At 68.9% G+C, this 22,035-nt stretch carries 22 protein-coding genes and 2 pseudogenes; 15 read left to right on the forward strand and 9 right to left on the reverse strand.

Annotation, left to right across the window (positions count from 1 at the left end; translation table 11 throughout):
- Positions 1–13 precede the first annotated feature (13 nt).
- On the forward strand, positions 14–1,471 hold the full coding sequence (locus tag ABFX45_RS37620) for an amidase family protein (protein WP_109640682.1): 1,458 nt from the start codon (positions 14–16) through the stop codon (positions 1,469–1,471).
- Between the two features lie 5 nt (positions 1,472–1,476).
- On the opposite strand, the gene ABFX45_RS37625 is transcribed toward ABFX45_RS37620, so the two are convergent.
- The 3 genes and pseudogenes from ABFX45_RS37625 to ABFX45_RS37635 all read right to left on the reverse strand — a co-directional run bounded on the left by ABFX45_RS37625 (position 1,477) and on the right by ABFX45_RS37635 (position 3,482).
- Positions 1,477–2,946 (reverse strand): aminotransferase class I/II-fold pyridoxal phosphate-dependent enzyme, encoded by a 1,470-nt coding sequence (locus ABFX45_RS37625; RefSeq protein ID WP_346135395.1) that lies wholly within the window; start codon positions 2,944–2,946, stop codon positions 1,477–1,479.
- 69 nt (positions 2,947–3,015) lie between these two features.
- A pseudogene (locus ABFX45_RS37630) lies at positions 3,016–3,235 on the reverse strand (SDR family oxidoreductase); the annotation flags it as partial.
- Positions 3,236–3,242: 7 nt separating this feature from the next.
- A complete protein-coding gene (locus ABFX45_RS37635; RefSeq protein WP_346135397.1) occupies positions 3,243–3,482 on the reverse strand; it encodes a hypothetical protein in 240 nt (79 codons plus the stop codon).
- On the opposite strand from ABFX45_RS37635, the gene ABFX45_RS37640 reads away from it, so the two are divergent.
- A complete protein-coding gene (locus ABFX45_RS37640) occupies positions 3,462–4,217 on the forward strand; it encodes an alpha/beta fold hydrolase (protein ID WP_346135399.1) in 756 nt (251 codons plus the stop codon). The two genes, ABFX45_RS37635 and ABFX45_RS37640, sit on opposite strands and share 21 nt — an antisense overlap.
- On the opposite strand, the gene ABFX45_RS37645 is transcribed toward ABFX45_RS37640, so the two are convergent.
- Positions 4,204–5,424, reverse strand: a complete 1,221-nt coding sequence (locus ABFX45_RS37645; protein ID WP_346135401.1) for a cytochrome P450 — start codon at positions 5,422–5,424, stop codon at positions 4,204–4,206. The two genes, ABFX45_RS37640 and ABFX45_RS37645, sit on opposite strands and share 14 nt — an antisense overlap.
- 357 nt (positions 5,425–5,781) lie before the next feature.
- Here ABFX45_RS37645 and ABFX45_RS37650 point away from each other — a divergent pair, with 357 nt between their 5' ends.
- From ABFX45_RS37650 to ABFX45_RS37675, 6 genes are all read left to right on the forward strand, one after another.
- Entirely contained in the window at positions 5,782–7,173 is a 1,392-nt protein-coding gene (locus ABFX45_RS37650; protein ID WP_346135403.1) for a glutamate--cysteine ligase, read from the forward strand.
- Between the two features lie 46 nt (positions 7,174–7,219).
- Positions 7,220–7,942 (forward strand): GAF domain-containing protein, encoded by a 723-nt coding sequence (locus ABFX45_RS37655; protein WP_346135405.1) that lies wholly within the window; start codon positions 7,220–7,222, stop codon positions 7,940–7,942.
- Between the two features lie 53 nt (positions 7,943–7,995).
- On the forward strand, positions 7,996–9,417 hold the full coding sequence (locus ABFX45_RS37660; protein WP_346135407.1) for a PP2C family protein-serine/threonine phosphatase: 1,422 nt from the start codon (positions 7,996–7,998) through the stop codon (positions 9,415–9,417).
- Positions 9,418–9,443: 26 nt separating this feature from the next.
- Entirely contained in the window at positions 9,444–9,926 is a 483-nt protein-coding gene (locus tag ABFX45_RS37665) for an MSMEG_6728 family protein (protein WP_346135409.1), read from the forward strand.
- Positions 9,927–10,157: 231 nt separating this feature from the next.
- On the forward strand, positions 10,158–10,400 hold the full coding sequence (locus ABFX45_RS37670; protein ID WP_346135410.1) for a hypothetical protein: 243 nt from the start codon (positions 10,158–10,160) through the stop codon (positions 10,398–10,400).
- A gap of 247 nt (positions 10,401–10,647) precedes the next feature.
- On the forward strand, positions 10,648–11,463 hold the full coding sequence (locus tag ABFX45_RS37675) for a GAF and ANTAR domain-containing protein (protein WP_109640690.1): 816 nt from the start codon (positions 10,648–10,650) through the stop codon (positions 11,461–11,463).
- A 22-nt stretch (positions 11,464–11,485) separates the two neighbouring features.
- On the opposite strand, the gene ABFX45_RS37680 is transcribed toward ABFX45_RS37675, so the two are convergent.
- Positions 11,486–11,860, reverse strand: a complete 375-nt coding sequence (locus tag ABFX45_RS37680) for an STAS domain-containing protein (protein ID WP_346135412.1) — start codon at positions 11,858–11,860, stop codon at positions 11,486–11,488.
- A gap of 508 nt (positions 11,861–12,368) precedes the next feature.
- Here ABFX45_RS37680 and ABFX45_RS37685 point away from each other — a divergent pair.
- The 3 genes from ABFX45_RS37685 to ABFX45_RS37695 all read left to right on the forward strand — a co-directional run bounded on the left by ABFX45_RS37685 (position 12,369) and on the right by ABFX45_RS37695 (position 14,722).
- The gene (locus ABFX45_RS37685; RefSeq protein WP_346135414.1) at positions 12,369–12,719 is read left to right on the forward strand and encodes an ATP-binding protein; all 351 of its coding nucleotides are present in this window, start codon (positions 12,369–12,371) and stop codon (positions 12,717–12,719) included.
- Between the two features lie 232 nt (positions 12,720–12,951).
- Positions 12,952–13,581 carry a chemotaxis protein CheB gene (locus ABFX45_RS37690; protein ID WP_170155246.1) on the forward strand — a complete coding sequence of 210 codons (630 nt, stop codon included), beginning with the start codon at positions 12,952–12,954 and terminating at the stop codon, positions 13,579–13,581.
- A gap of 37 nt (positions 13,582–13,618) precedes the next feature.
- Positions 13,619–14,722 (forward strand): Crp/Fnr family transcriptional regulator, encoded by a 1,104-nt coding sequence (locus tag ABFX45_RS37695; RefSeq protein WP_346135416.1) that lies wholly within the window; start codon positions 13,619–13,621, stop codon positions 14,720–14,722.
- On the opposite strand, the gene ABFX45_RS37700 is transcribed toward ABFX45_RS37695, so the two are convergent.
- Positions 14,605–15,048 (reverse strand): DUF4383 domain-containing protein, encoded by a 444-nt coding sequence (locus tag ABFX45_RS37700; RefSeq protein ID WP_346135418.1) that lies wholly within the window; start codon positions 15,046–15,048, stop codon positions 14,605–14,607. The genes ABFX45_RS37695 and ABFX45_RS37700 overlap by 118 nt on opposite strands.
- A 116-nt stretch (positions 15,049–15,164) precedes the next feature.
- Here ABFX45_RS37700 and ABFX45_RS37705 point away from each other — a divergent pair.
- Positions 15,165–16,183: pseudogene (locus tag ABFX45_RS37705) on the forward strand (Ppx/GppA family phosphatase).
- A gap of 321 nt (positions 16,184–16,504) precedes the next feature.
- Here the strand turns inward: ABFX45_RS37705 and ABFX45_RS37710 are convergent.
- The 3 genes from ABFX45_RS37710 to ABFX45_RS37720 form a co-directional block, all read right to left on the reverse strand.
- Positions 16,505–17,038, reverse strand: a complete 534-nt coding sequence (locus ABFX45_RS37710) for a vitamin K epoxide reductase family protein (protein ID WP_109640694.1) — start codon at positions 17,036–17,038, stop codon at positions 16,505–16,507.
- On the reverse strand, positions 17,035–17,715 hold the full coding sequence (locus ABFX45_RS37715) for a DsbA family protein (protein ID WP_346135420.1): 681 nt from the start codon (positions 17,713–17,715) through the stop codon (positions 17,035–17,037). The genes ABFX45_RS37710 and ABFX45_RS37715 overlap by 4 nt, the downstream gene beginning before the upstream one ends.
- A 61-nt stretch (positions 17,716–17,776) precedes the next feature.
- Positions 17,777–18,148 (reverse strand): hypothetical protein, encoded by a 372-nt coding sequence (locus ABFX45_RS37720; protein WP_109640696.1) that lies wholly within the window; start codon positions 18,146–18,148, stop codon positions 17,777–17,779.
- Positions 18,149–18,207: 59 nt separating this feature from the next.
- Here ABFX45_RS37720 and ABFX45_RS37725 point away from each other — a divergent pair, with 59 nt between their 5' ends.
- The 3 genes from ABFX45_RS37725 (at position 18,208) to ABFX45_RS37735 (ending at position 21,933) form a co-directional block, all read left to right on the forward strand.
- Positions 18,208–18,567: an ArsR/SmtB family transcription factor gene (locus tag ABFX45_RS37725; protein ID WP_346135422.1), complete on the forward strand. Its 360-nt coding sequence runs from the start codon at positions 18,208–18,210 to the stop codon at positions 18,565–18,567.
- Positions 18,560–20,518, forward strand: coding sequence for a heavy metal translocating P-type ATPase (locus tag ABFX45_RS37730; protein ID WP_346135424.1), 1,959 nt, complete (start codon positions 18,560–18,562; stop codon positions 20,516–20,518). The genes ABFX45_RS37725 and ABFX45_RS37730 overlap by 8 nt, the downstream gene beginning before the upstream one ends.
- 434 nt (positions 20,519–20,952) lie before the next feature.
- Entirely contained in the window at positions 20,953–21,933 is a 981-nt protein-coding gene (locus ABFX45_RS37735) for an IS110 family transposase (protein WP_346135426.1), read from the forward strand.
- The last annotated feature ends 102 nt before the right edge of the window (positions 21,934–22,035 follow it).

Here is a 22,035-nt window from a genome sequence, read left to right on the forward strand (position 1 = left end):
CGGCAATTGCAGGATGCAGCTCGTGACCGCCAGCGCCCCGGTGACCGCCGGTCTGGGCGCAGACGTCGACCTGGACCGGGTGACGATCCCGCTGCTCGCCGATCTGATGGCGGACGGCACGCTGACCTCGGTCGAGCTGACTCACGCCTACCTGCGGCGCATCGCTGACGTCGACCGGCTGGTACGGGCAGTGCTGGCGGTGGACCCGACGGCGTTGAAGCAGGCGGCTGACAGCGATCACAGGCGCACGCGCGGACAGTCACGTGGACCGCTGGACGGTGTTCCGGTGCTGCTCAAGGACAACATCGACACGGCCGGCCTGGCGACCACGGCCGGCTCACGAGCGTTGTGCGTGCCGCCGCGACAGGACGCCGAGCTGGTGCGCCGCCTCCGCGCCGCCGGTGCCGTCGTGCTGGGCAAGACGAACATGTCGGAGTGGGGGAACTTCCGCTCCCCGTGGGCGCCGTCCGGTTGGTCTGCGGTCGGTGGGCAGACCCGCAACCCCTACGTGCTGGGGCACAGCCCGTGCGGCTCCTCGTCCGGGTCGGCCGCGGCGGTGGCGGCCTCGCTGGCGCAGGTGGCGATCGGCACCGAGACCAACGGCTCGATCGTGTCCCCGGCGGGCCACACGGGCGTCGTGGGGTTCAAACCGACGCTCGGCAGGGTCAGCGGCGCCGGTGTCGTACCGATCTCGCTCGAGCAGGACACCGCGGGCCCGATGGCCCGAAACGTCGAGGACGTCGCCGCCCTGATGTCGGTGCTGGCAGGTGTGGACCACCCGCTCACGCCCGGTGCGTTGCGGGGTGCGCGGGTGGGCGTGTGGCGCAAGGCAGGGTTCTGCGCCGAGGTCGACCGGGTCCTGGAATCGGCGGTGGAGGTCCTGCGCGACTGCGGCGCCACCACTGTCGACGTCGAACTCCGGTACCAGGAGGAGATCCACGCCGCCGAACGTGCCGCGTTGGTCACCGAGTTCAAGCACGACGTGGAGGAGTACCTGAGGACCCGGCCGGGCGTGCCGCGGACGGTGCGGGAGCTGATCGAGTTCAACGAGAACGACCCGGTCGAGTTGAGCAGGTTCGGGCAGGAGCGCTTCTTCGACGCCGAGAAGGCGCCGCCGATCGGCGGCGCGGCCTACCTCGACCAGCGGCGCACCGCGACGACACTGGCGCGCCGGTCGATCGACGAGGTGCTCGCCGCCCACCACCTGGACGTGATCATGGCGCCCACCAACGGTCCGGCGTGGCCCACCGCGGACAACGGCGATCCGGACGGGCCGAGCACCGCCAGTCCGGCGGCGGTCGCCGGTTACCCGACCATCACGGTCCCGGCGGGGTTCGCCGGGCCGTTGCCGATCGGGGTGTCGTTCCTGGGCGGGCACGGGGCGGACGCGACGGTCCTGCGGTTCGCCGCGGACTTCGAACGCGCGGCACCCGCACGACGTGCACCGGCCTACCTGCGCACGCTGCCCTGACGCCGTTACGGCTTCCTGGCCACGACGCGGAACGTCTTCAGCTCCGAGTCGGCCGGGTCAGGCAGCTGCATCCCGGCGTTCAGGCCGCTGCGGACGTAGTCGACGACCTCTTCGGTGATCACCTCACCGGGCAGGATGGCGGGTGCGCCGGGCGGGTAGGGCGTGACCATCTCGGCGCAGACCCGTCCGATCGCCTGGTCGGCGCCGACCTGCTCGACCTCGGCGAAGAACGCGTCGCGCGGCAGCATCGCGGTCTCCAGCTGCAGGTCCTCCGGTGAGGGCAGATCCACCGGTGGTGGCGTCTGCATCTCGTCGGCGGCCTTGACCAGGGCGCCGAGCGCGTCGAGCAGAATGCCGGCGGTGCGGTGGTCGTCGGCGTGGGTGAACTGGGCGACGATGCGCCGGTGGTCGGACAGGCCGACGGTGACGCGCTGGTGCTCACGCAGCCAGTCGGCGGCCTGGTAGCCGCTGATGCCGAGGCCGGTCAGGTCGATGACCATCTTGAGGGGGTCGAGCGACTTGGCCAGCTTCTCGCCGATGAACTCCGCCTCGCCCATCACGCGCAGGCCCGGCAGGTCGTTGATCGCGGCGCGGGTCGAGTGGGCCAGCGCCAGGGCCGCGGTGAGCAGGCCCTCGCCGTGCTGGACCATGTGCCGCCGCCAGCCGTCGAGGGTGGCGTAGACCAGCGAGGTCGGGCTGGTGGTGGCCAGCAGGTCCTCGCGGGCCTTGAGCACGTTCGGGTCGACCAGGTCGCCTTGCATGTGGAACACCGAACTCTGCTCCACCGCGGCACCGGACTTGTGCACGCTCGTCACGACCACGTCGGCGTTCGCGTCCATGCCCCACGGCGGCAGGTCGTCGTGGAACGGCAGGTGCGCACCCCAGGCCTCGTCCACGATCAGCGGCTTGCCGAAGTCGTGGCAGACCTCCGCGATCGCGGCGATGTCGCCGCAGGTGCCGTAGTCGTTGGGAGTCACCAGCAGCATGCCCTTGGTCTCCGGCTCGGCCTCGAACAGCTCGCGCACCTCGTCTGCGCCCGGCGGGTGGGACAGGTGGCGTTCGGCGTCCCAGTGCGGGGACAGCCACACAGGTGAGACACCGCTGAGGATCAGCCCCGAGATGACCGACTTGTGGACATGGCGGGGCACGATCAGCTTCTCGTGCGGTCCCGCGACCGAGAGCATGGCGCTCTTGACCGACAGAGAACTGCCACAGGTCGAGAAGAACGCCTGCTCGGCGTCGACGGCCTCGGCCATCAGCTGCTGGGCCTGCTCGATGACGCCTTGCCGGTTGAGCCGGTCGTCCAGCCCGTTGACCGAGATGACGTCGGCGGCGAACACCGCTTCACCGAGGATCTCCAGCACGCGCGGGTCCGCACCGCGGCCCTGGCGGTGGCCGGGCGGGTTGAACGGCGTGTAGCCGCGCTCGCGATACGCCTGCAACGCTTCCAGCACCGGTGCCCTGCTCTGGTCCATAGAGGAGGGTTAGCCAGGACGACGCGACTTGAACCGGATCGCCTGCATCGCCGATCGGGGGACGCCTGGTCAGGTGAGCAACTGGCCGCCGGTGACGTCCAGGACCTCACCGGTGATGTAGCTGGACTCCCTGTGATGCGAAGAAGACGTAGACCGGCCCCAGTTCGGCGGGTTGGGCGGCGCGGCCCATCGGCGTCTGCGCGCCGAGGTCGTCGACCTTCTCGGCGGGCATCGTTGGGGGGAGCAGCGGTGTCCACACAGGACCGGGTGCGACGGAGTTCACCCGGATGCTCTAGTTAGAACATCGCGTAGATGTTGGTCTTGAACACCCGGTCGAAGTGGTCGCTGCTGATGCCGAGCAGGCCGGCGCTCTGCGCCATCTGACAGGCCGCGTTGTTGACCCGTGGCAGAGGAGTCAGCCCCCTCGAGCGCGGGCAAACCCGGAGCAGCATCACGTTTTCCGAGCCGGGGAAGGCGGTAGCCGCAGCATTGAGCCGGTGCGAAAGGGGCCTGTCATGCCGGACGGTCTGCAGCACGTGCGTCTGCGGTGGGACGAGGTCGCGGGCCGGAAGGTCCGCAGTCTGCAAGCTGGCCTGCAGCACGACGGCCACGTGGACGTCGTCCTGGTGCCGGGCCTCGGGGCGTTGGGCTACCTGGTCGACACGCTCGCGGGCTGCGGTGCCTGGGCCAGGGCACACCTGCTCGACGTGCCGGGCTTCGGCCACCGTGCGTCGCGCGTGTGCCCGGCCGAGATCGGTGCCGTCGCGGACGCGGTGTCCGGCTGGGTCAAGGAGGTGGTGGGCGGTCCCGTGGTCCTCGTCGGACACTCCACAGGGGCCCAGGCGGCGTTGCATGTTGCCGCGGCACAGCCGGAACTGGTGCGGTCGCTGGTGCTGCTCGGGCCGACGTTCCCGCCGGAGCAACGTGCCGCGAAGGGCTTGTTCCGCGCGTACGTGCGCAACTCGCGGCACGAGCCACCAGGCCTGTGGCCGGCGACGGTGCCGGACTACCTGCGCGGCGGCCCGAAGGCGCTCTGCCGCTTCGTCCGGTCGGCACAACAGGACGAGCCGGAACGCGTCATCACGGAGGTCAGCTGTCCGGTGTTGCTGGCCCGTGGTGAACACGACGCGTTCGCTCCGCAACCGTGGGTCGACCGGCTGACCGCGGCGGCGCCGGACGGACGGTCGAAGGTGGTCGCCGGGGCGCACACCTTCCCGTTCCGCAGGGGCGGGATGACCGCTCAGCTCATCGCCGGGTTCACCTCGGGCTGAGCACGAACCCACTGCGGACGCGCGCCGGAATCCGGCTCAGCGAGATGGTGAGGTCCTGGCCGGGCACGTCGTAGTCCTGGTGAGCCAGGCGGGTGCACAGCTCGGCGAGCAGCGCGACGGTGAATGGCTCGCCGGGGCAGCGGTGCCCGGTGTGCGGATCACCGGCGCCCTGCGGAACGAGGTCCCACGCGCCGATCTCCTGGTCGACGAACCGGTGCGGGTCGAACCGGTACGGGTCCGTCCACAAGCGACTGTCGTGGTTCTGGCCGTAGAGGTCCAGCAGCACCAGGGATCCCTCTGGAACGTGCTCGCCCTGCCACGTCAGGTCCTGTGCCGCGCGGCCACCGAGGAACGGCGCGAACGGGTAGAACCGGCGCAGCTCGTGTGCGAACGCCACAGCGAAGTCACCGCCTGACCGCAGTGGTTCCCGGTGCTGCGGCCAGCGGTGCAGCGCATGTCCGGCGTAGGCGACGAACCAGCACACCGCGACCGTCGGCCGGATGAAGTTGAGCAACTCCACCGCGGCCGTGTGCGGGTCGAGCAGCTCGCCGTCCGCGTCGCGATGCCGTGCCACGGCCTCGAGTGCAGAGCCGTGCGGTGCGTCGAGCTCACCGTCGCGCACCTGTCGCACCAGCGATCCGAGCCACGCCTCACGGCGTGTGCGGGCCTTGCGGGCACGCCAGTGCCGGGGCCCGGCCGTGGCGAACCCGTCGACCATCGCGACGAGATCCGCCGCGAGGTCCGCCACGTCGTGGGTTTCCACCGGGACGCCGGCCCAGCGGCGCACACCGGCCGTGAGCGCGCGGCTCGCTTCGTCGAACAGCACGACCGCGCGGCCTGCTCGCCATCCGACGACGGTGTCCTCCCATGCGGCGGCCACGCAGCTGACCAGTGAGGCGATCGAGTCGGGTGTCACCAGCGAGAGGAAGAGGCTCTTGCGCTGCCGATGGGCGTCACCGTCCAAAGTGTGCACAGCGCCGTGACCGAACAGCGTGCTCAGCACAGGGCTGGGAATCGCGCCGTGCCGCTGCACGTGCTTCTCGTCGTAGAAGTACTGCGCGGCTTCCGGTCCGCACAACCCGAGTGCGGGCTGGCCCATGACTCGTGTCCGCACCACGTCGCTGCCGGTGCTGCGTCGAAGGCCTGGCAGCCAGGCGTAGCCCTCGAGCAGGACCCGCAGCGACTGGTCCCAGTGACGATCTCGCATTCCCATACGAAGCCTGCGCCCGCTTCATTGAGCTTCAAACGTGGTGAGGGCGAGAAGCCGATCGCCGCGACCGGTCAGCTCGTTCTGACGGCGCGATCGCTGGTCGTGCTGCAGCGGGTGGGCTGATATCGGGCGACGTTTCGTGTTGGTGCGAACGGGTACTCGGCCGGTGCCCCGCTCGCTCCGGCGAACGGGGGCATCCACCGGTGAAGCAGCGCGCCGGTACCCCTTCGGGTGGCCGTCCCGCGTGCTGTGATGATTCGGCCACCCACCAGGAACATCTGCGGCGCGCACGCGCCACGAGCAGGGCGGTGGGACGTGGAGCGGACATCATCGACTGAGGCGTGCAGTCCGACTGTGGGCGTGGAGGAGGAGTTCCTCCTGGTGGATCCGGTGACCGGCGTGGCGGTGAACCGGGCTGCCGGCGTCGTCGCGGCTGCCCGTGAGCTGTTCGGCCTCGAACTGGACCACGAGCTGACCGGGTCGCAGGTGGAGACCAACACCTCGGTGTGTACGGACGTGGAGCAGGTGAGGCGTGAACTGCTTCGCACGCGCAGCGTGGTCGCACGCGCCGCGCGGGCAGCTGGATGCCGTGCGATCGCGGTCGGCGCGCCACCGCTGGGAGACATGACCGGCGTGATCACGGACGACCTGCGGTACCGGCGGATCGCCCGCGCCTTCGGTGCGCTGGCAGAACAGCAGCTGATCTGCGGCTGTCACGTGCACGTCGCCGTACCGGACCGTGAGACGGCGGTGCAGGTGTGCAACCACCTGCGTCCGTGGCTGCCGTTGCTCGGCGCGATCACCGCCAACTCGCCGTTCTCGCGTGGCGCCGACACCGGTTTCGCGAGCTGGCGGCAGATGGTGTGGTCGCGGTGGCCGGTGTCCGGGCCACCGCCGTACTTCACCTCCTGGCAGCACTACCAAGCCGTGTCCGACACGCTGCTGGACGCGGAGACCGCGCTGGACCAGGGGATGATCTACTGGGACGTCCGGCCGTCCGCTCACCTGCCGACGGTAGAGGTGCGTGTTGCGGACGTGGCCGCGAGCGTGCACGACGCGGTGCTGCTGGCGGCTCTGGCGCGTGCTCTGGTCACGAAGGCGGTGGCGGAGGTCGAACGCGGTGTGCTCGCGGTGCCGGTGCCCGTCGAGACGCTGCGCCAGGCCTCTTGGCGCGCGGCCAAGGACGGTCTGACGGGCAGCACGTTGGACGTGCTGTCCGGCCGGAAGTTACCGGTGCGGCAGCAGCTGATCGCACTCGTGCGCGAGCTGACGCCGGTGCTCGACGCCAACGGTGACCTGGCTTTGGTGGAGCGCGGTCTGCGGGTGCTGGACCGCGACGGGTGCGGTGCGGATCGTCAGCGCCGGGCGTTCCGCGAGGGCGGGACGGAGGATCTGCTCACCTTGCTCGACGCCGACGCGGCACAGCGCCCTTCCGGCCACGGAATGGCCGTGGTGAAGATGGCCGGCGACGTCGACCTGTCGAACAGCGACGAGCTGGAGCGGCGCTGCACGGAGGCGATGGACGCCGGCGCCGAGGAGGTCGTGCTCGACCTGTCGGAAGTGGCGTACTTCGGCTCGTCCGGCATCACGGCACTGGAGCGGATCCGTGCACAGGGGATCGAGCGGCGTGTGCCGATCAGTGTCACCGCCAGTGCGACGGTTGCGCGGGTGCTGAACGCCACCGCTATGGACAACCTCCTGCCGCTGCGCGAGCAGCCCAGGGCGCCCTTGCCGACGGCCGGTTGATCGTGTCCGGCCGTTTTGGTGCCGTGCGTGCGGGGAAGCCAGGCGGATGGACCACGACCTGCCGCTGGCTGACGAACTGGCGGCCGTGTCCGCGCGGATGTCGGGTTTGCTGCTGTCCCGGGAGACGGTCCACACGGCGTTGAGCCTGGTCACGTCGCTGGCCGGGGAAGCACTCCCGGGCATCGCGGGAGCGGGCGTGACGCTGCTGGACGAGCACGGCCGCAAGGTGACCGCGGCCGCCACCGATTCACTCGTGGAACAGCTGGACCGGCTTCAGTACGAGCTGGGGGAGGGACCGTGCCTGAGCGCTTGGGAAGAGCGGCGCGTGTTCCGCGTCGACGACATCGCCGCGGAAGTGCGGTGGCCACGCTGGACCGCGGCCGCCCGAGGTTCTCGGATGCGGGCGACGTTGAGCGCGCCGCTGGTCGCCGGCGGGGCCGCACTCGGTGCTCTCAAGGTGTACGGGCGGGAGCCGGGCACGTTCGGGGAACGCGAAGAGTACGTGCTCACGATGTTCGCCGCGCAGGCGGCGATTCTGATGGCCAACGTGAGGTCGTTCGACGATGCGCGGAAGCTCAGCGACGCGCTCGTCGACCAGTTGCGCGGCCGGGATGTCATCAGCATGGCCAAGGGCATCCTCATGGCGCGTGAGCACGTGGACGAGGGAACCGCGTTCGCCATGCTGGCACGCGCCTCCCAGGAGGAGAACAAGAAACTTCGCGACCTGGCCGGCACACTGATCCGCTCCACCATCCGGCGCGACCGCTGATCACCATGTTCTCCGAACACGAATCATCACAGCAGGACGAGCAACGCCATGCGATGTCGCTCGCCTTCATCCGGTCCGATCTGACGTTGCAGCAGTTGTGGACGCGGTACTTCGCCCTCGGCGGAGACGCAGGTCTGGTTGAGGTCGACGCCTATCTGCACGGACTGATGCCCTTGCTCGCGTTGCAGCGGGACATGCTGGCGCACGCGGTCAACGAGCGACTCGACGAACTCACCTGGCCGCATCGCGTTCCCTACACGTTCCGCTCACGGGGAAACAGCCCGCGCACCGGCCCCCTGGCCGGGCTGGTGAAGTTGCTCGACGGCATGCACCAGGCACCGCCGGAACGCCTTCCTGTCGTCGTAGCACGCGCCGGTCAGGCACTGGGCCTGGAGATCACGGTCTACCTCGTCGACTACGAACAGCGGGCGCTGTATCCGTTGCGCGACCGGGAAAGCTCCGGCCTCACACCGCTCGGAGTGGACTCCACCCTGCCGGGCCGGGCGTTCAGGACGGTAGAGACCGTGCCGTCCACCAACGGCGGACACCCGCGGTTGTGGGTGCCTCTGCTCGACGGGGTGGAACGCCTCGGCGTGCTCGACGTAACCCTGCAAGAAGGAACGGACCTGCACGACCCCGACCTGCGCGAGCGGTGCCAATGGCTGTCGGCCCTCATCGGTCACCTGGTCACCATCAGCACGCACTACGGCGACGGGCTGGACGTCGTCCGCCTGCAGAGGCCCAGGACACCCGCCGCAGACCTGATCTGGCAGTTGCTGCCACCGCTCACCGCTGCCACGGACAGCTTCGCCGTCGCCGGCATGCTCGAGCCCTGCTACGAGGTCGGTGGTGATGCCTTCGACTACTCCTTGTCGACGGACATGGCGTCACTGGCGATCTTCGACGCCGTCGGGCACACCATGCGCAGCGGGTTCGTGACCGCCGCCGCGCTGGCCGCCTGCCGCAGCACCCGCCGCGCCGGGCACGGCCTGTTCGAACAGGCCCGGGCGATGGACGAGACGATCAACACCCAGTTCCCCCACGGCGCGTTCGCGACCGGTGTCCTGGCCGAACTGAACCTGATCAGCGGGCGGCTGCGGTACGTCAACGCGGGACACCCACCGCCGCTGCTGATGCGGTCCGGCAAGGTCGTCAAACGGCTCACCGGTGGGCGCCGGCGGCCTTTCGGGCTGGGAACTGGCGAGCTGACCATCGCCGAGGAGGTGCTGCAGTCCGACGACTGGCTCGTGCTGCACACCGACGGCGTGACCGAAGCACGTGACCACAATGGAGAGTCGTTCGGTGAGGCGCGGCTGACGGACTTCCTCGAGCGGGAAGCCGCTGCGGCGCACCCGCCACCCGAGACAGCGCGGCGACTGGTCAAAGCCGTGCTGGCACACCAGAACGACGTACTGCAAGACGACGCGTCCGTCCTGTTCGCTCGATGGATCAAGCGGGACGAACTGAGGTTGTGAGCGGTGACGGCGGGTATCCGAGCCGTGTGCAAACGTTCTTGCCGTACCCCGATTTCGCCGCCACCGCGAGCGTGTTGGATCAGCGCAGGCTCGGCAGGCAACGCGTGGAAGCGCTCCAGCTGCAGCGCGCGCTGACAGTGCCCGGTCACGGCTGGCGTCACCACCCGGCGGCGCGGATGTGGGCGGGATACGAGGAAGCGCTCGTGCGATACGGCCTGGAGATCTGCGCTGTGTGGTGCGCGGCGGGGTTCCGCGACACGTGTGAGGCCACGATGCGTGCGGATCTGTTGCACGCCAAGCAGATCACGACGGTTCGCAGCCAGGACGAGCTCGCCGCCGAGGGTGAGGTGCCTGGCTGGCTGGGTGACGAAGCCATGCACCGCAGCCACCAGTCCGCCCTGGTGCGCAAGAATCCTGGGCATTACCGCCGGTTCTTCCCGGAAGTTCCGGATGACCTGCCGTACGTGTGGCCGCGCTCTGACCGTCCAGCGCCTTCAGGCGTGCGATGAGGCCGCGCCTGGTTCGGCAGCCGGCTGACCATCGAGTCGGCCACGAGGCGCCGGTGCGAGCGAATCGATCTTGTGCCTGGTCACCGCGATGATCCGTCACAGCAACTCGCCTTCTCGTGATTTCACCGGCCTGTCGCGGGTATCCGAGCAGAACGTCGAGCAACCGACCTCATACCGCTGAGGCCGCACAGCAACGAACCGGTGCGAGCTTCCGACCCCACGGACTTCGCCATGTCCATCACGCCATGCCCTGACCGCGGTGCGGTCGTCACCTACCTCAACCCCGATGCGCTGCACCCCGCTATCTTCTTGTGCGGCGTGGTCCTCGGGGCGCACGTGGTCGATCCGGAGAGCTCTCACCTGTGGGTGCCGGTGAGACTGCCCGACAGCACCGTGTCGGTGGTGGACACCGTGAACATCGTGGAGGCTCAGGCACCGGAATGCCCCAGCCGAGGACCCGAGCGTGCTACCTGAGTGGCCGACGGCCACCACCGCGGGTTCACCGAGCGATTCTCACGGACACGGTGCAGGGCATCGCCGAAACCTCCGATGCGATGTACGTTGACCAGTAGCGACTGGACGTCGGGCTGACCCTGCGCTTGGCCGCGAAGGTGACTGGTGTTCAGACGGGCCGGCGTTGACCAGCGCGGGGCCGATGCGCCGGTCACCGTCCGCACCCGCGACGGGTGGGAGCGGGAGCGGGAGAACCGGGGTAGCGGCCATGCAGCCGAGCGAGTGGGATTGGGCTCGGGACAAGGCGCGGTTCGTCGCCGGTCCGGTGGCGGGGGATCACTGGTTCCCGCTGGGGCCGCTCGCTCAGCAGTTCGCGACGTTGACTCACTCGCTGCTGGATGCCGACACCGTGGCTGTGGTGCTCGAACAGGTGACGCACGCGACGCTGCGGCTGGTGCCGGGCGCGGATCTGGCGTCGGTCACGCTGCGTACGCCGGACGGTCGCTTCCACACGCCTGTGGAGACCGATCCGGTGGCGGGCACGTTGGATCAGCTGCAATACGACCTCGGCGAGGGTCCCTGCCTGGACGCGGCACTGGCGTTGGGCCCCGGTGTGGCGGGCAGCTTCGATCTGGCGGCCGAGTCCAAGTGGCCGCGCTTCGGTCCGGCCGCCGCCGGGTACGGCGTGGGCGCGGTGCTGTCCACCACGTTGCTGCCGAACGCGGAGCTACCGCTGCTGTCCGGTGCTTTGAACGTCTACTCCCGTCGTCCACGTGGCCTGGAGGAAGCTGACGAGGGCATGGCGCTGCTGCTGGCAACACACGCCTCGCTGGCCCTGGCCCACACCCAGGCCGTCGGAGCAGCTGAGCTCCGGGCTGTTCACCTGCGCAATGCGATCGACTCCCGGGATGTGATCGGCCAGGCGAAGGGCATCCTGATGAGCCGCCGCGGAATGTCCGCCGACGAGGCCTTCGACGTGCTGCGGCGCACCTCTCAAGATCTCAACGTCAAGCTGGTCCAGCTCGCCGCGACCGTCATCGCACACCATGACGAACTCGACGTCTCCGTCCCGTCAGGTGAGTGAACCGCGCAGCCAGGGGCTCACTCTAGGCAGCGTGAACGCGCAACGCCTCGTGCAGATCGTGGTGAAGGTCGAAGACGAGATCGAGGCCGGTGACCGACAGCGGCATCAGCACGGCTCGCTGGTTGGCCACGACCGCGAATCGCGTACCGATGAGCTGGGCGTCGGTGTGGCCGGCCAGCAGGACGTGGATGCCGGACGAGCCGAGGAAGGTGACCCCTCGCAGGTCCACCACCAGGACGGACGGCTTGTTCGCCAGCTGCTGCTTCAGCACGACACAGAACAGCTCTTCGGTACACATGTCGATCTCGCCGTGCACGGCTGTGACCGGAAAGCCTTGGCAGGTGTGGGTTGTGATCGTCAGGGGCTCGGTCTCGTCGGAGCGGAAGAGAGCGTTCATGGAGTGCTCTTCTCAAGCGTCCGCGCATGGTTGGCCAGCCTGCGTGTTCAACCCAGACAACGACATTTCGCGGTGTTCGGCATTTCTGGTGTCGTGTTCTCACGGTAGAGCCATACCCGGTTACTCACAACCGTCCTCGCACGTGACCTCCTGCCAGCTGGGCCAATCGGTTCGCGTTACCCGAAGCTCGTCGAGATAAACCTGCTTGTCGGTGTCGCGTCGATGTTCCTGCCCGGCCGTTGCGGCCACAGTGGACGATGTCCAGTCCCGCACCGAGCAGTCACGCCTGCCGCTGTTACACGGGCTGCTGACGGATCTGCCGGGACACGTGGGTGTAGAAGTCATCACATGTTGCTGTCCTTGGCTGATACGGCGCGTCGTCTGGGTATCGCTGGGAGGCGGTCGTACCGCCGGCAGGTGTTGGCGAGAGGAGGGTAGGGGACCTGTGCCGTCTGGTAACCACCTCGGTCACAATGCGCGATCGCGAAGCGTCGATCTGGACGACTACGTGCAGAACGTCGCGGGGATTCGCCGCCTGGCACGCCTCGCCCTGTCCAGGTTCCCGGATGACGATCTCGAAGACATCCTGCTCGTGGTCACCGAGCTGGTGAGCAACGCCTTCGACCATGGCCGGAGCCCGCGCTGGATGCGGCTGTACCTGACCCTGGCGCCGTTCGCGGTGCGCTGCGAAGTGGACGACACCGCACCGGAGCTGCCGGTGCTCGGCAAGTCCCGGCTCGGCGGCTTCCGCGGCCGGGGAATGGTGCTGGTGGACCAGTTGGCCACGTCCTGGGGAGCGGCGCGCGGCGACGGCTACAAGACGGTGTGGGCGCAGTTCAACCGCGAGGGGTCCCGCTGAGTCGCAGTGCGAATCGTCGGCACGTCGTTCCTGTGCCGGACGCATCTCCAGCGCGGTGCGATGGCCCACCTGGGCTCCCCTGCGCCCGGCACGTGACGAATCGATGTCCGCCGACGGACCCGACGTACTTGATCAGCACGGGTCTGTCGGGTCGGTGAGGCGCAAGGCGGCGGCATTCCTCTGTGCGGTAGCGGACACTATCCTGACGTTGTGCACGGGACGCGGTCATACGATGGCCGCCTTCGACGTGGTGTGCATGGCCGCGTCGATGGGTGGTGTTGTCGCGTACCGCGATCTGGTGCGGTTGCTGCCGGAGACGTCCCCTGCCGCGATCGTGCTGGTCCAGCACCGGACCCTGCGGGACCGTGACGCCTTCGTCGACGCCCTGCGTTACCGATCGGTGCTGCCGGTGCGGTTGCTGAGCGAGGGCGACCGGTTGTCTCCCGGTGTCGTGCACGTCGTGCCCGCGCGATCGTCCGCTGTGCTGACCGCCGCCGACGGCGTGCGGTTGCGGCCGGTGAACGACTACCGCAGCGCTGACCCGTTGTTCACCTCAGCCGCAGCGGCGTTCGGGCCGCGTGTGCTGGCCGCTGTGCTGACCGGCCGCCTCGACGATGCGGCCCTCGGCGTGCGACACGTCAAAGGTGCGGGAGGGCGGGTGCTCGCTCAGGAGCCTGCCACCGCCGCGGCGTCCGGCATGCCCAGCGCGGCGATCGCGACCGGTTGTGTGGATTTCGTGCTGCCGTTGCCCGTGCTGGCTCATGCCTTGGTCAGTCTGGTGATGGCGCCCGGCGCTGCGAACATGATGCGCGTCGCACTACCGTCGTGGGCGACCGCGATCCCACCGGTAGCTGTCGGCTGACAGGGCCGGCCCGACCCACGGGGAGGCGACCAGAGCCATGACGGGCAGCGAAGCCGGTCATCACGACCCTCGACGCAACCGGGTCCTCGCCGCCCTGTCCGACAGGGATCGTGATCAGCTGGCCGGCAACCTCACCGCTGTGGACATGCCTGTCGGCACCGCGCTCTACCAGCCGGGTGAGCCGATCAGCGCGGTGTACTTCCCGCTGCTAGGTGTGTTCTCCATCCTCACCGACCTGGACGGGCCGACGGTCGAGGTCGTCACGGTCGGCGACGAGGGGATGATCGGGCTACCGGTGTTCCTCGGCGCGGGCGTGCCGACCGAGCGGGCGATCTGCCAGGTCGAGGGACTGGCGCTGCGCATGGAGGCCGATGTCTTCCGCCACGAGATCGCGATCCTGGACGGGCCGTTTCAAGCCGTGCTCCAGCGCTACACCCAGTCCATGTTCACCCAGCTCGCCCGCAACGCCGCCTGCAACCGCAGCCACCAGACTCGGCAACGCTGTGCCCGCTGGCTGCTGATGACCGCCGACCGCATGCACAGCGACCAGTTCCCCCTCACTCAGGAGTTCCTCGCCCAGATGCTGGCGATGCGCCGCTCGTCGGTCAGCGAAGTCGCCGGGGCACTGGCCGATGACGGCTGCATCCGCTACAGCCGCGGCAGCATCACCGTGCTCGACCGCGACCGCCTGGAAACCAACGCCTGCAGCTGCTATCGCGTCATCCGCGACGCCACCGATGCCGCCTTCCCGCGCACCACCCTGAGGTGGCCTGACGGGAGCGTGGTGCGGCAGCGATGTACCGCTCGGCAACGCACGCCACAACGGCGTCCTGCCGGACGGCGCGTCGGTTCTCCTGGCCCGATGGATCAAGCGCGGCGACCTGATCCCTGGCGACGTGAAAACTGTTCACGGCTGAGCGCGGACCACCGTGCCGCGCACGTAAAGGCGCCGGCGCGGGAACTGGCGTCCGCGCCGGCGGTACTCACCGGAGTGGTCCAGGTGGGATGCTCGACCGGAGATGCTCAACGCCGTCCGGCGGTGCGGCGGCGGCCCAGCGCGAGTCCGAGGCCGATCATGCCGAGCCCGAGCAGCAGGTGCAGCCAGTTGTCGGCGTTGTTCAGCGGTACGAAGTTGGCCTGACTCTCGTGGTCGATCAGCAGGCCGTACAGCCACAGCAGCAGATAGACGATGCCGCCGCCGACGAGGAACCAGTACGCGCCGTTCCCCGTGCGAGCCATCAGGAACCCGACGGCGCCGAAGGCGAGATGCACGATGTTGTGCAGGATCGACACCATGAAGACGCCGAGCAACATCGCCTGCGACTCGTGGCCGGCGAACTCCATCGCGTCGTAGCCGGTCGTGAGCCCGGGAATGAACCCGGCGATGCCCACGAGCGCGAACACCGCGGCGACGGCCAGGGCGGCCTTCTGCACGGCGGTGCGGGCGGTCATCTCGGTTCGGGACATGACAACTCCCGTTGGGGGCGGGGAACCGCTTCGGTCGAGATCCGGCTACCCCCGGCCGTGGAGGGCAAACTGGGCCTGCGGTGGTTGGCCGGCCAGGAGGCGGGTATGTGCTCGGCATGCGTCTTGGTGTGCTGGACATCGGGTCGAACTCCGCCCAGTTGCAGGTCGTCGACGTGCGGCCGGGTGCCCCGCCGCTGCCGGCCCACTCGGTGAAGTCGCCGACGCTGCTGGGCGAGGAGATCACACCGGACGGATCTGTGAGTCCAGAGGGCGTGGAGCGCGTCACGGTCGCGGTGGCGGAGGCGGTCGACGCCGCCCATCGCCTCGGCGTCGACCAGCTGTACCCGTTCGCCACGTCCGCGGTGCGGGACGCGACCAACCGGGACGAGATCATCGACCGCATCCAGCGGGCGGTGGGCATCCGGCCGCAGTTCCTCGCGGGCGAGGAGGAAGCGCGCCTGACGTATCTGGCCGCGCACCGGTGGTACGGGTGGTCGGTCGGCCGTCTGCTGCTGCTCGACATCGGAGGCGGCTCGATGGAGATCGCGCTCGGCCGCGATGCCGACCCGAGCTGGCCCTGTCGTTGCCGGTGGGGGCAGGCCGGTTGACACGGGCGTTCCTGCACCACGACCCGCCGAAACGGGCGGAGGTCAAGGCGTTGCGCCGGTACGTCAGCGACACGCTGGGCGAGGTGGTCGACCGGCTGCGCTGGGAGAGCATGCCTCGCCGGATCGTCGCCACGTCCAAGACGTTCAAGCAGCTCGCGCGCCTGGCCGGGGCACCGCCTCAACGTGAGGGCCCGTTCGTGCGACGGGAACTGACCATCGAGGACGTGCAGAGGTGGATCCCGCGGCTGGCCGGGATGTCGGCCGCCCAGCGGGGCCGGTTGCGCGGGGTTTCGCAGCCGCGGGCCAAGCAGATCCTGGCGGGAGCGGTCGTGGCGCACGTGACGATGAGCGCACTGGGAGTGCAACGCCTGCGGATCTGCCCATGGGCGCTCCGTGAAGGCATCATGTTGCAGCACCTCGAAAGCATGTCCGACACCAACGTCAGGCTCCCGCTGCAGCCGCTGGTCCGCATGCCCGAAGCTCCTGCTGCCACCGTGACTCCCTTGCGCGACAACCCGGTTGGCTGACCGCGGCGGTGCCGGGCGCCTCCGCGGGGACTTGCGTCGCACTGACCGAAGCCCAACGCCGCGCGGCTGAAGCACGAGAGCGGCAGCCCATGCCAGGCAACAGCCCGTGGTGGCCGCGGCGCCGCGGAACACCACGCCGCTGCTGCTCGGCACCGTGCCGCCGCCGCCGCGGACCGCAGTCGCGCCGCCGAAGCGTGATGCCGCCTGAGCCGTCCGTCCTGTATGGAGTGAAGGCATACGGGTGCGCCACGAACTGGACGACGCACCACGCCGGCACCGCGTCCGGCAGCGCACTGGAACCCAGGGCACCGCTTCCGTCTTTCAGCCGAGAGTGATCCAGTAGTCCCAGAAAGCCTGCAGGACCGCGATCACGACGGCCGAGTACCAGGTCGTCAGCGCCACACCGTGGTACTTCCGAAGCGCTGGGAGGCGGAAGTTGTGCAGGGTCGTGTACCAGAAGATCGGAATGGTGACGGCCCAGACGACCATGCAGTACGGGCAGAGCGCGCCGATGACGTACAGCGACTGGAAGATCAGCCAGTGAACGAACACCACGCCGAACGTCGCGCCGGCCTGCAGCCCGAGCCAGAACCATCGCGGCAGCTCCACGCCGGCGAGCAGCACGACGCCGACCGTTGCCACGACTGCGAATCCGGCGATGCCCAGCAGCGGGTTGGGGAACCCGAACACCTCGGCCTGCTCCGTGCGCATGATCGAGCCGCAGCTGAGGATCGGGTCGATGCTGCACGACGGGACGTACTCGGGATTCTTCAACAGCGCGATCTTCTCGACGGTGAGGACGAGCGAGGCGGCCAGCCCGATCAGGCCGCCCACGCTCAAGATCCAGCGGATCACTGGCCGAGTGCCTGGTCGATGGCCGCCTTGAGGCTGTCGTAGCTGGGCCTGCCGGTGAACTGGGTGCCGTTGATGAAGAACGTCGGTGTGCCGCGGACGCCGAGCGCGGTGCCGTCGGTGCGGTCCTTCACGACGCGGTCGAGGGTGGCGGGGTCGTCGAGGTCCTTCTCGAACTTCGCCATGTCGAGGCCGAGTTCGCGGGCGAAGCCGAGGAACGTGTTGCGGTGGTCGACTCGCTGGTCGCCCCACGACTCCTGGGTCTCGTACATCTTGCGGTACATGGCTTCGAGCTTGTCCTGCTTGAACGCGGCCTCGACTGACCTTGCCGCGAGCTCGGCGTTCTTGTGGGCGGGAACGGGGAAGTAGCGCATGACGAACGTGACGCGGTCGCCGTACTCCTCGCGCAGCTTCTCCACGCCGGGGAACGCGGCGCGGCACGCTTCGCATTCGAGGTCGAGGAACTCGACGACGGTGACCTTCGACGACGTGGGAGCCGACAGCTTGTGGCTGTCCGGCCGGATGAGTCGCTCGGCGGAGGTGCCTGCGACCGGGCCTTGCACGGGGCCGTTGGCCGATGGTGCCGGAGCGTTGTCGGGCCTTGAGAGGAGGAACAGCGTGCCGACCACGACGGTGAACACGGACGCGATGATGAGCGAAAGCTTGAGGTTCTTGGACATTCCACACTTCCAGCTGGAGCGGACGCAGGTGATGGAGGACAGCCGTGAGGGCTGCTCTCGATCACGTCCGCGACACGCAGAGCTGGGTCAGCGCTGGAGGTGCGGGGAAGAGCGAACGGGCACGCGCAGTGCGCACCGGTGGCGCACGCAGCCCGAGTAGCGCCGGCACCCGCAGGGCGCCGAGGACGAGCAGGAACACCGCCATCACGATGAGGCAGAGCTCCAGCGCCGTTTCCTGCTCGACCGGAAGGTCGTCGGTGACGAACGGGATCGGTGACAGATCGGCCTGCTGGACGGTGCTCTGGTGCTCGCAGCAGTCGCTGATGGCGGTTCCGGCGCCGCACAGCGAGATCTGCAGGAACGCGATGCCCACCACGAACGCCAGCAGGAGCAGCCGGGTGGCCGCGGTGCGCTGCGGGCGGGTGGAGGTCACCGGCAAAGACTAGCGACGAGGTCTGGATTCAACATATCAACGAATGTTAGTTTGAGGATATGGAGCGACCTGACAGCTGTGACCTGCTGTGTCTCGACCTGCCGCACGCCGAGGAGATCCGGGCGGGCCTGCCGCCGTTGCCGGAGGTGGAACCCGCCGCGCTGGCGGCGCGCGCACTCGGTGACCCGACCCGGCTGCGGATCGCGGCCGCGCTCGCAAAGGGCGATGAGCTGTGTGTCTGCGACATGGCGTGGGTGGTCGGGCAGGCGCAGAACCTGGTGTCGCACCACCTGAGGCAGCTCAAGGCCGCTGGACTTGTGGTGTCGCGCAGGGACGGGAAGCTCGTCATGTACGCACTGACGGAACGCGGTCGCGTGCTGGTCGACGTGGTGCTGGGGGAGGCGGTCACCCGTGGCTGACGAGTGCTGCGCGTCTCAGGCCGCTCCTGCACCCGAGGTCGATCACGGTCCGCAACGCATCTGGCAGGTACGGGAGCTGCAGCTCGCCGCGGTGGCGGCCGTGCTGCTCACCGCCGGGCTGCTCACACCCGACCCGGTCGGTGCCGGCCTGACCCTGGCGTCGGCGGTCGCCGGTGCGGCGACCTTCGTCCCCGGCGCGTGGCGGGCGTTGCGCCGGCGCCGCGTTGGTGTTGGCACCCTGATGACGATCGCTGCCATCGGCGCCGTCGCGTTAGGACAGTTCACCGAAGCGGCGATGCTCGGCGTGTTGTTCTCCATCGCCGAAGGTCTGGAGCACTACGCGATCGCCCGCACCCGACGCGGTCTGCGCGCGCTGCTGGGTCTTGTGCCGCCCACCGCGGCAGTGTTGCGGGACGGCACTGAAACGCGCGTGGCCCCCAGCGAACTCGTGCTCGGTGACGTGATGATCCTGCGGCCCGGTGAACGGGCCGCGACCGACGGTGTGATCCGCTCCGGCTACACGAGCTTGGACCTGTCGGCGATCACCGGAGAGTCGGTTCCGGTCGAGGCGGGTGTCGGCACGGTCGTGCACGCTGGTGCGATCAACGGCGGGGGAGCGGTCGAGGTCGAGGTGACCGCGCTCGCCGCGGACTCCTCTCTCGCGCGGATCGTGCACATCGTCGAGGAAGCCCAGGACCGCAAGGGAACCGGGCAGCGCATCGCGGACCGGATCGCTCGCCCGCTGGTACCCGCGATCATGGTGCTGGCCGTGTTGGTCGCCGGGCTCGGCGCGCTGTTCGGCGATCCGATGCTGTGGCTCGAACGTGCGCTCGTCGTGCTCGTCGCGGCCTCGCCGTGCGCGCTGGCGATCTCCGTTCCGCTGACCGTGGTCGCGGCGGTCGGTGCGGCGAGCCGGCAGGGTGCTCTGGTGAAGGGCGGTGCCGCGCTGGAGGAGCTCGGGCGCATCGGCACCGTCGCCCTCGACAAGACCGGCACGCTCACTCGCAACGCGCCCAAGGTCGTGGAAGTCGTGGGCGGCAAGGATGTGCTGATCGCCGCCGCAGCGCTGGAAGCACGCAGCGAGCACCCGCTTGCCCGCGCGATCCTTGACGCCGCCGCCGACGTGACTCCGGCTGAGGACGTCACCGCTGTTGCCGGGCACGGACTTCGAGGCCGCCGCGATGGTGCTGAGCTGAGGCTGGGCAAGCCGGGCTGGATCGAGCCCGGTCCGCTGGCCTCCGACGTGGACCGCCTGCAAGCCGCGGGTGCGACGGTCGTGCTGGTCGAGCAGGACGGCGTGCTGCTGGGCGCAATCGCGGTGCGCGATGAACTCCGCCCGGAGGCGCCCGAGGTGGTCGAGCGGCTGTCGGGCCTGCGGATCGGCACGGCGATGCTCACCGGCGACAACTCCCGCACCGCCACCGCACTCGCTCAGCAGGCCGGCATCACCACCGTGCACGCCGACCTGTTGCCGGAGGACAAGGCGAAGCTGGTCGAGGGCCTGCGCAACGGCCGTAAGGTCGCGATGGTCGGCGACGGCGTGAACGACGCGCCCGCGCTGGCCACCGCCGACGTCGGCATCGCCATGGGCGCCATGGGCACCGACGTGGCGATCGAGACCGCGGACGTGGCGTTGATGGGCGAGGACCTGCGCCATCTCCCGCGGGTGCTCGCGCACGCCCGGCACGCCCGCCGGGTGATGCTGCAGAACGTCGGCCTGTCGCTCGCGATCATCACGGTCCTGGTCCCGCTCGCCGCGTTCGGGGTGATGGGCCTGGCAACGGTGGTGTTCGTGCACGAGTTCGCCGAGGTGCTGGTGATCCTCAACGCCATCCGCGCCGCGAAGACCACCCCGCTGCCCGAGACGGCGCCACCGCCCGCGCCACCGAAGACCCTGACGATCACGACGGTGGCCCGTGGTGACGACAAGGGATGCTGCGACGCCTGCTGAGCGCGCACAATCGAGGGTGTGGACACCGAGGCGGTGCACAACGAGCTGGAGCGGGCGCGAGCAACGTTCCACCAGTTGCTCGCGCGGCCACACCGGCCGAACATCGTCGCCGCAGCCAGCTGACGCCCCAGAAGCAAACGATCCATGTCCTGGGTGAGCATCACGAGGTGTCACCCGTTCGAGTTCACCTTCGACCGTTACGCAGAAGGCTTCGTCGTGGCGCGCCGACGTTCAGGAGCGAGATGGCTGCTCAGCGGGTGAGCACTTGGCTCGTTCGGAGTTGGTGAGTCCTGCCCGTGGTTCGTGCGCTCGCTGGTGGCTGGGGGAGTGACCGCTGAAGGGATGTCGTGCCGCGCCTGGCGCTTGGCGTGAGCACTTGACCACTGGCTGCTGGCGTTCCCCGATGTTGTCTGACCAACTGGAGGTAGGTAACGGTGTTGTTCGTCGGTGATGACTGGGCTGAAGGTCATCACGACATCGAGATCATGGACGCGGGCGGCCGGGCGTTGGTGAAGGTTCGGCTGCCGGAAGGGGTTGAGGGGATTGGCCGGCTGCACGGGTTGATCGCTGAGCGAGTCGGGCCGGACGCTGACCCGGAGCAGGTGTTGATCGGGATCGAGACCGATCGTGGACCGTGGGTGGCCGCCTTGGTAGCAGCCGGCTATCGGGTGTTCGTGGTCAATCCGCGGCAGACTTACCGATTCCGTGAACGGTTCTCGCCGTCTGGTGCGAAGAGCGATGCCGCGGACGCGCATGTGTTGGCGGACATGGTGCGTACCGATTCGCACCAGCTGCGTCCGGTCGCGGGCGACAGCGAGCTGGCTGAGGTGATCAAGCTGCTGGCTCGTGCTCATCAAAGCCTGATCTGGGACCGGCAGCGGTTGGTCGCCCGGTTGCGGGCGCAGTTGCGGGACTTCTATCCGGCCGCCCTGGCGGCGTTCGGAGAGGAACTTGCCGCTACAGAGGCGTTGGATTTGCTAAGTCAGGCGCCAGATCCCGACAAGGCAGTGAAGCTGTCTCTGGCGAAGATCACCGTGGCCCTACGCCATGCGGGGCGGCGCAAGATCGACGAACGTGCGCGGAAGATCCAGGACGGATTACGCTCAGAGCAGCTTCGCCTACCGACGGCCGTGCAGCAGGCATACGCCACGACCGTGCGATCGCTCGTCGCGATGATCGTCACTACCGTCGAGCAGATCGACTACCTCGAGCGGGAGCTGACCGAGCGCTTCCAGGAACACCCGGCCTCGGCGATCTACCTTTCCCAGCCCGGCATCGGTGTGGTCCTGGGCAGTCGGGTGCTGGGCGAGTTTGGAGACGCCCCTGACCGCTATGCCGGACCGAAGGCACGCAAGAACTACGCCGGCACCAGCCCGGTCACCATCGCCTCCGAGCCTGTCACGATTTTTGTGTAAGCCAGAGGTGATTTGCTTACATTTGTAGGTTATCAGAAAAGTATGCGACCGGGGAAGAGGTTGATCAGTGTGTTCAATGCCACCTTCCAGCCGTGCGTTCCC

It is taken from the genome of Lentzea roselyniae, assembly GCF_039537795.1.
Lineage (GTDB): Bacteria > Actinomycetota > Actinomycetes > Mycobacteriales > Pseudonocardiaceae > Lentzea > Lentzea atacamensis.

Bases quoted from the DNA above. Each gene is read 5' to 3' on its own strand.
- ABFX45_RS37675 (WP_109640690.1), top strand. From the start codon at position 10,648: ATGCAGCCGAGCGAGTGGGATTGGGCTCGGGACAAGGCGCGGTTCGTC.
- ABFX45_RS37670 (WP_346135410.1), top strand. From the start codon at position 10,158: ATGTCCATCACGCCATGCCCTGACCGCGGTGCGGTCGTCACCTACCTC.
- ABFX45_RS37680 (WP_346135412.1), bottom strand. From the start codon at position 11,860: ATGAACGCTCTCTTCCGCTCCGACGAGACCGAGCCCCTGACGATCACA.
- ABFX45_RS37715 (WP_346135420.1), bottom strand. From the start codon at position 17,715: ATGTCCAAGAACCTCAAGCTTTCGCTCATCATCGCGTCCGTGTTCACC.
- ABFX45_RS37625 (WP_346135395.1), bottom strand. From the start codon at position 2,946: ATGGACCAGAGCAGGGCACCGGTGCTGGAAGCGTTGCAGGCGTATCGC.
- ABFX45_RS37640 (WP_346135399.1), top strand. From the start codon at position 3,462: ATGCCGGACGGTCTGCAGCACGTGCGTCTGCGGTGGGACGAGGTCGCG.
- ABFX45_RS37725 (WP_346135422.1), top strand. From the start codon at position 18,208: ATGGAGCGACCTGACAGCTGTGACCTGCTGTGTCTCGACCTGCCGCAC.
- ABFX45_RS37645 (WP_346135401.1), bottom strand. From the start codon at position 5,424: ATGCGAGATCGTCACTGGGACCAGTCGCTGCGGGTCCTGCTCGAGGGC.
- ABFX45_RS37660 (WP_346135407.1), top strand. From the start codon at position 7,996: ATGTCGCTCGCCTTCATCCGGTCCGATCTGACGTTGCAGCAGTTGTGG.
- ABFX45_RS37695 (WP_346135416.1), top strand. From the start codon at position 13,619: ATGACGGGCAGCGAAGCCGGTCATCACGACCCTCGACGCAACCGGGTC.
- ABFX45_RS37700 (WP_346135418.1), bottom strand. From the start codon at position 15,048: ATGTCCCGAACCGAGATGACCGCCCGCACCGCCGTGCAGAAGGCCGCC.
- ABFX45_RS37655 (WP_346135405.1), top strand. From the start codon at position 7,220: ATGGACCACGACCTGCCGCTGGCTGACGAACTGGCGGCCGTGTCCGCG.
- ABFX45_RS37620 (WP_109640682.1), top strand. From the start codon at position 14: ATGCAGCTCGTGACCGCCAGCGCCCCGGTGACCGCCGGTCTGGGCGCA.
- ABFX45_RS37690 (WP_170155246.1), top strand. From the start codon at position 12,952: ATGGCCGCCTTCGACGTGGTGTGCATGGCCGCGTCGATGGGTGGTGTT.